This window comes from Atribacter sp. (assembly GCF_035418125.1).
Classification (GTDB): domain Bacteria; phylum Atribacterota; class Atribacteria; order Atribacterales; family Atribacteraceae; genus Atribacter; species Atribacter allofermentans.
Window position 1 is genome coordinate 1 of record NZ_DAOLQM010000126.1, and the last position, 6,121, is coordinate 6,121.

6 protein-coding genes are annotated in these 6,121 nt (G+C 41.0%); all 6 read right to left on the minus strand.

Going from position 1 to position 6,121, the window contains the following annotated elements; translation table 11 throughout:
• Positions 1 to 897 precede the first annotated feature (897 nt).
• Complete coding sequence (locus tag PLK24_RS07210) at positions 898 to 1,251, minus strand: DUF5615 family PIN-like protein (RefSeq protein WP_324477701.1); 354 nt, start codon at positions 1,249 to 1,251, stop codon at positions 898 to 900.
• A 1-nt stretch (position 1,252) separates the two neighbouring features.
• Positions 1,253 to 1,474: a DUF433 domain-containing protein gene (locus PLK24_RS07215; protein ID WP_324477703.1), complete on the minus strand. Its 222-nt coding sequence runs from the start codon at positions 1,472 to 1,474 to the stop codon at positions 1,253 to 1,255.
• Between the two features lie 465 nt (positions 1,475 to 1,939).
• A complete protein-coding gene (locus tag PLK24_RS07220) occupies positions 1,940 to 3,088 on the minus strand; it encodes a hypothetical protein (RefSeq protein WP_324477705.1) in 1,149 nt (382 codons plus the stop codon).
• Between the two features lie 18 nt (positions 3,089 to 3,106).
• Positions 3,107 to 3,946, minus strand: coding sequence for a carbohydrate ABC transporter permease (locus PLK24_RS07225; RefSeq protein ID WP_324477707.1), 840 nt, complete (start codon positions 3,944 to 3,946; stop codon positions 3,107 to 3,109).
• Positions 3,947 to 3,999: 53 nt separating this feature from the next.
• Positions 4,000 to 4,935, minus strand: coding sequence for a carbohydrate ABC transporter permease (locus PLK24_RS07230; protein ID WP_324477710.1), 936 nt, complete (start codon positions 4,933 to 4,935; stop codon positions 4,000 to 4,002).
• Between the two features lie 106 nt (positions 4,936 to 5,041).
• On the minus strand, positions 5,042 to 6,121 hold a 1,080-nt coding region (locus tag PLK24_RS07235; protein WP_324477712.1), incomplete at its 5' end, for an ABC transporter substrate-binding protein.

Here is a 6,121-nt window from a genome sequence, read left to right on the forward strand (position 1 = left end):
GGTGGATGGGATTCTCACGTCGCATAATACGCTCCTCAGAATGACGGAGTGGGTGGATGGGATTCTCACGTCGCATAATACGCTCCTCAGAATGACAAACTAAAAATACGTCATCCTGAGCGGTGCTTTCCCGCGTGAGGATCTCTTCTTTTTATATTTAATTTTGGAAAAGATTTAAAAGGATGAGATACTCGCGTCGTCCGGTAAAAAACACCGGACTCCTCAGTATGACAGACTGAGTGGATGAGATTGCCACATAGTCCAACCAAAGAACGGTTAGGCTCCTCGTAATGACTGAGCAGTATAAAAAATTCAAATCCCTCTAACCCCCTTTTCTAAAGGGGGAACTTTTTTTTCTCGCTCCTCGATGGGAGAGGGTCAGGGTGAGAGGGCCACTCATTTTTATCCTCATCTGGTACCACGAAAGTAGCACGAGGGTCTATTCTGAAAAGCTTCGGGCCTGATAAATCAAGCTCCTACCAAAGAACATAAAAAATATAGAAGGCGCAATTTATTGTATCTAATTAATGTAGTGGTATGCCATGGCATGTATGCAATAGTAGTTTGGAAAAAAATGACTAACTTAAAATATGAAATCTACCGGAAAAAAGATCATATGGTTTTCTCTCGCCTCCTGGTAAAGTCGACATTCTGGTTTTAAGCTGCACTTTTTTCTGTTTCAGATTTTTACTTATTAAAGAGGGTAGATTTTCCTTATCAAGGATAAAAATTTCTTTCTGATTTTAGAGAAGAAACCAACTGAGATTAAATCGATTAGAATTTCTTTATCAGCACACAATTAAGGGAAGTGTTGAAGTCTCAAATTGAATTTTGAATAGCAGGATGATTAGTGATTTATATAGTTTGTAGCTGACTATTTTGTTGAATACTCACTTTTTATTTTCTTTTACGATATTTTATACTGTTAACAATAAATAAGGTTTTCTCAAATGATTTTTCTCTATTTAAAAGTACTTTAAAAACCCTGTTCCCACTTATTATTGAATTCAGGTCTGAAACTCTCATGACAATGATTCCATGATGAGAGGAGGGTGAATATTTAAATATATTTCCAAACCCAAGGTCATAAGTTACTAATATCATATTATTTCTCTGAGCATATTTATAAATTGTTTCGTCATCTTTACCTTTTAAAATTGATTTTCCAACCATTTCCCATTGGAATCCACACTCTTGAATAAGTTTAACTGTTAAAAAAGATACACATTCATCAATGAGAAAAGTGGTCATTTTAACTGTATACTTCTTCTTTTATAATTTCTTTGGCATAGTTGATGCAAGCTAAAATATCTTCTTTGGTAATCTCTGGATAATGCTCATGTATAATTTCTTCAGGAGTTAACCCATCACCCAGAAGACCCAATACTATTTCTACCGAAATACGAGTTCCTTCAATCCGAGGTTTTCCATGTAAAATATTCTCATCAACGGCTATCCTTTCAGCAATTTTCATCTGCATCCTCCCTTATACCGGATAATAATTCATCCGAAAATCTCTCTTATTATATACTGAAAATATAATTATCGGTAATCAATGATTTTGTGGAATTGGGGAATCGTGGAACTATGGAAATGGAAAGGATGAGATACTCGCGTCGTCCGGTAAAAAACACCGGACTCCTCAGTATGACAGACTGAGTGGATGAGATTGCCACATAGTCCAACCAAAGAACGGTTAGGCTCCTCGTAATGACTGAGCAGTATAAAAAATTCAAATCCCTCTAACCCCCTTTTCTAAAGGGGGAACTTTTTTTTCTCGCTCCTCGATGGGAGAGGGTCAGGGTGAGAGGGCCACTCATTTTTATCCTCATCTGGTACCACGAAAGTAGCACGAGGGTCTATTCTGAAAAGCTTCGGGCCTGATAAATCAAGCTCCTACCAAAGATTTTAAAATTGTAAGAGAGGCACGCAATACTATTTACTCCCACCAGTAAAACCCTTCCCAACCATAATTATTGAGGAGTTCGCGGGCTTCTTTTTCAGTTTCGCAATTAACCGAAATAAGCAGGCCTTCGGGTTTTAACGAGTCGATAACCAGGGTTACCTCATCGGGATTACAATAGACGATGATGGCTTTTCCATTGGCTTGAATTTTTTTATAGAGAGGAATCCACTTGGCTACTCCTGCTACACTTTCGCTGGCACCAGCGACCCATTGAATAGCATTTAGTTTGGGGATGTCTAAAATCATATCCAGATGGTGAAGAGCGTCTTTCCCATCTAAATGATAGATGGAGTAGTCTAAATAATTGATTTCTTTGACCAATTCTTCCAGGAAGAACTCCCGATACATATCGGTCGAAATCATCAGAGAGAGGTCATTTTCCACCGGATAAAACTTCCCTGGTGCCCAGAGATTTATCCAAGCAGTCGTTCCTTCTTGTTGGTTTTTAATCAGGTTGTAATAAGTATCCTCATAAACCCGAACCCAAACTTTCCAAAGCAATTCCATGGCTTTTTTGACTCCTCGAGGATTTTCCACCAAATCAAGACATAGATTTTGGGGGCTGCCGCGGAGAACTGCCAGAGAATCCATGCTGGGGTGAATATCGGTTGCTCCTATGAAAAATTCTCCTTGAGAAAGCTGGCCAGCATAGCGGATAAATTCACGGGTTTTTTGCCAATAAGGATTGTCTTCATTGATCTGTAATCGGGAGAGGTTAGAGTAATCGGTTAAAACCGGGTTACCCCATTTTGCCCAGGAAACTGAAATAACATCCTCTTTAATAAAGGAAGGTCCTGTGGCAACCGGTGGAAAAAGATCGGAAAATTCCATTTCTGCTCCCAAATAGGCGGAAAAAACATCGGTTCCAAAGTTGGGGAAATAACAGGGGAAGGCTAAACCTCCGTAAAAAGTAGCTCGGAGTATCTCCCTGGCATTTTTAATGATCTTCTCGGTATCAAATTTTTCTTTTTCAAGGATCCATAAATGTTTTCCAAAGAGAGCTTTTTGTGATCGAGGATCGTCCTTGGGGGCTGATACCCAAAAGGGGATTCGTCCAATGAAATCGTTGTTCCACCAGTGGAGATAATATTTTTTGACGGTTTCCCACAGTTCTTGTTTCATTTCCCTTTTCCTCCATGATTAATATTTTACCGCTCCGGCGGTTAATCCTCGAACCAGGTATCTTTGTGTGGCAAAAGTGATGATAATAGATGGAATCATTAAAATGGTAGCCATTGCAGTTAAACCTTGCCAGTCGACTTGAACAAATCCAATGAATTCTGAAATCACCACCGGTAAGGTTTTGGTGGAAGCTCGGGTGAGAACTAAGGCGAAAAGAAATTCATTCCAGGACCATACAAAAGAGAGAATCGCAGCTGCTGCCAGACCGGGTGCTACGCTGGGAAGCATAATTCGGTTAAAGAGCTGCCAGCGGCTGCAACCATCAATTAAAGCGGCGTCATCTAAATCTCTAGGAATTTGGCGGAAAAAGCCGGCCAGCATAAAAACAATAAAGGGTAATCCATAGGTGGCGTGGGCAAATACCAAAACCTGACGAGTGTCGACCAAACCCAAACGGGAGGCGAATAAAAAGAATGAAGGTAGGAGAGCAATAGGCGGAAACATCCGAGCTGAGATGATGGCTAACGATATCCAATTATAACCGGCAAACCGCCAGCGGGTGAGAGCATAAGCAGCCAGAGCTCCAAAATACATTATTATAAGAGTAACACTACCGGCGACAATAAGACTATTCAGCAAATAACGGCTAAAGTCTTGGAGTTCAAAAACACGCTGATAATTTTCCCAGGTTGCTCGAAAGATAAGGACCGGTTTTTCAGTATAGACATCAACTCTTTGCTTAAGAGAGGTGGTAGCGATCCAAAAGATCGGAAAGATGAAAAAGAGGATAACGCAAATGAGGACAAAATAAAAAAGGATCCAGAAGAGAATTTTTTTATAGGTTACCGGTTTTCTCATAATCAAAGCTACCTTTCAATCTATGAGTTTAATTCCCAATACACATTTCCCTTTTATTTAGCCTGTTCTTGCAACTGGAGCCGAAGGGTTTTGATGAAATACCACGAAAGGGAAAGGACGGCAATGAGAAGAAAAATAGCAATGACTGAGCCCTGACCCATGTTGAAATGACGAAAAGTTCTCTCGTAACTCAAAAAGCCAATGGTTTCTGTCTTGCCTCCTGGTCCTCCGCTGGTCATAACATAGATGAAATCGAATACCCGAAAGGTATCCATAAGGCGGATAACCAGAATGAGCAGAAAATTTGGTGCTAGTAACGGAAGAATAACTTTGGAAAGTATTTGCCAGCCCGTTCCTCCATCGATTCGAGCCGCTTCGATTGGTTCTTGAGGCAGAGCCTGCAAGCTGGTATAAATCACTAAAAAAACGAAAGGTGCGTTTAACCAGATATCGGTTACGATGATAGCCGGAAGGGCTAATTTGGGATCAGCTAACCAAGCTTGCTTAGGTATGCCGAGTAGGCCAACAAAGTAATTGACCGCTCCCCATTCTCCATTATATAAGAACTTCCAGGAGAGAGCAGCGGCGACCGGAGAAATCATCATCGGAAGGAGAATGAGGGAGATAAAAATGTTTTTCCCAGGGAAATCCCGGCTGATCAGGAGAGCGATTCCCAAACCAATTAATAGGGTTAGACAGGTTGAAACCACCATGAAAATAATCGTATTGTTCAGCGATTGCCAGAATAAGGAGTCGGTAAAAACATCGATGTAGTTTTTTAGGCCAACCCAACGTATCGGTTGCTGGGGTTTGTTCCAGAAATATCGAAGGAAAGAAAGACCAATTGTATTACACAAAGGAAAATAAACCAAAACCGCCAAGCTTGCTAAAACCGGTGCGAGCATATAAAAAGGAGTAGATTTTTCGCTATATTGGAAACTGCTTCTTTTTAGCTGGGAAGGAGCTGGATTATGTGCTTTAAACCGCATCGCTTGATTCGCCCTTTCTGCATTAATAAGGTTTAAATGAGTAAGGTTTTAGGACATTAAGAAGCGAGATGGAGACAGGGAGTCCTCCATCTCGCAATTATTGTTTTTAATCGTAGTACCCAGCATCTTCTAAGATTTTACGAACTTTTACCGCAGCCTCATCCAGAGCCGATTTAGCATCGGCTTGTCCGGTAACCACTTTCGAAACTGCTAGGCCCCAGACATCGATGATTGGAGTAATTTCAGGGATACCCGGCCTTTCCTTGGTGTGTTCAAAGCTTAAGTTGACAGCTTCTTGCCAGAGTATTTTGTCTTTTAATTCTTCAACCGTTGATAATCGGTCAACAGCAACTCCAGAGGGTACTAAAATATTATCAGTATTTTCTTTGCTATTATAAAAAGCTAACCACATATAAGCCCATTCTTTATTCTTGGAGAATTTAGATATTGTTCCACCCCATGATCCTAACCTTGGGAAAAGAAGTTCCTTTTTCGGAAGTGGGGCATATCCAACTTTCCCCACCACTTTCGATTGGCTGGGATCTTCCATGGCTGCTCCTAAATACGGCCACATTTGAAGCATAGCCAATCTGCCTTGTTGGAAGGCAGCACCGCTATCGTCATTACCCCAGTTGAGTGAGTCGGGAGGTGAAAATTTCTTGACTGCTTCGGCATAGGCTTCTAACGACGCCACACCAATTTCGTTATTAAAAATTGGATTCCAATTTTCATCGAAGTAGTCTCCACCCCATGACCAGAGCCAAGTACTCCAGGTACTGGAAGCGAATTCACCCTGCGCAGGAGTAGTTGCAAAACCCCAGACATCAGGATATTTGGGATTATTAGTAAACTTTGCGGCGATTTCAAACAACTCATCATAAGTTTCCGGTGGTTTCAATCCTTCGGCTTCAAAAAGGTCTTTCCGATAGAAAAGGATTTGGGTGGTTCCATGATGAGGGATCCAGTAAATATTTCCATCTTGAGAAACCAAATTCACAACACTGGCAGGATAATCTTCGATATCAAACTTCGGTAAGTTGGGGTTATCCCAAAATTGGTTAAGTGGTTCAATGTAGTCAGCATAAATAAACTCGAGTGACCATAAGCCCGGGATAAAGATGATGTCATAGGTTCCTGTCTTGGCGGTGAGATCGGCAATGATTTTTTCATGAAGATTCGACCAGGG

Coding starts and splice junctions, on each gene's coding strand:
- PLK24_RS07215 (WP_324477703.1), bottom strand. CDS start 1,474: ATGAAAATTGCTGAAAGGATAGCCGTTGATGAGAATATTTTACATGGA.
- PLK24_RS07210 (WP_324477701.1), bottom strand. CDS start 1,251: ATGACCACTTTTCTCATTGATGAATGTGTATCTTTTTTAACAGTTAAA.
- PLK24_RS07225 (WP_324477707.1), bottom strand. CDS start 3,946: ATGAGAAAACCGGTAACCTATAAAAAAATTCTCTTCTGGATCCTTTTT.
- PLK24_RS07230 (WP_324477710.1), bottom strand. CDS start 4,935: ATGCGGTTTAAAGCACATAATCCAGCTCCTTCCCAGCTAAAAAGAAGC.
- PLK24_RS07220 (WP_324477705.1), bottom strand. CDS start 3,088: ATGAAACAAGAACTGTGGGAAACCGTCAAAAAATATTATCTCCACTGG.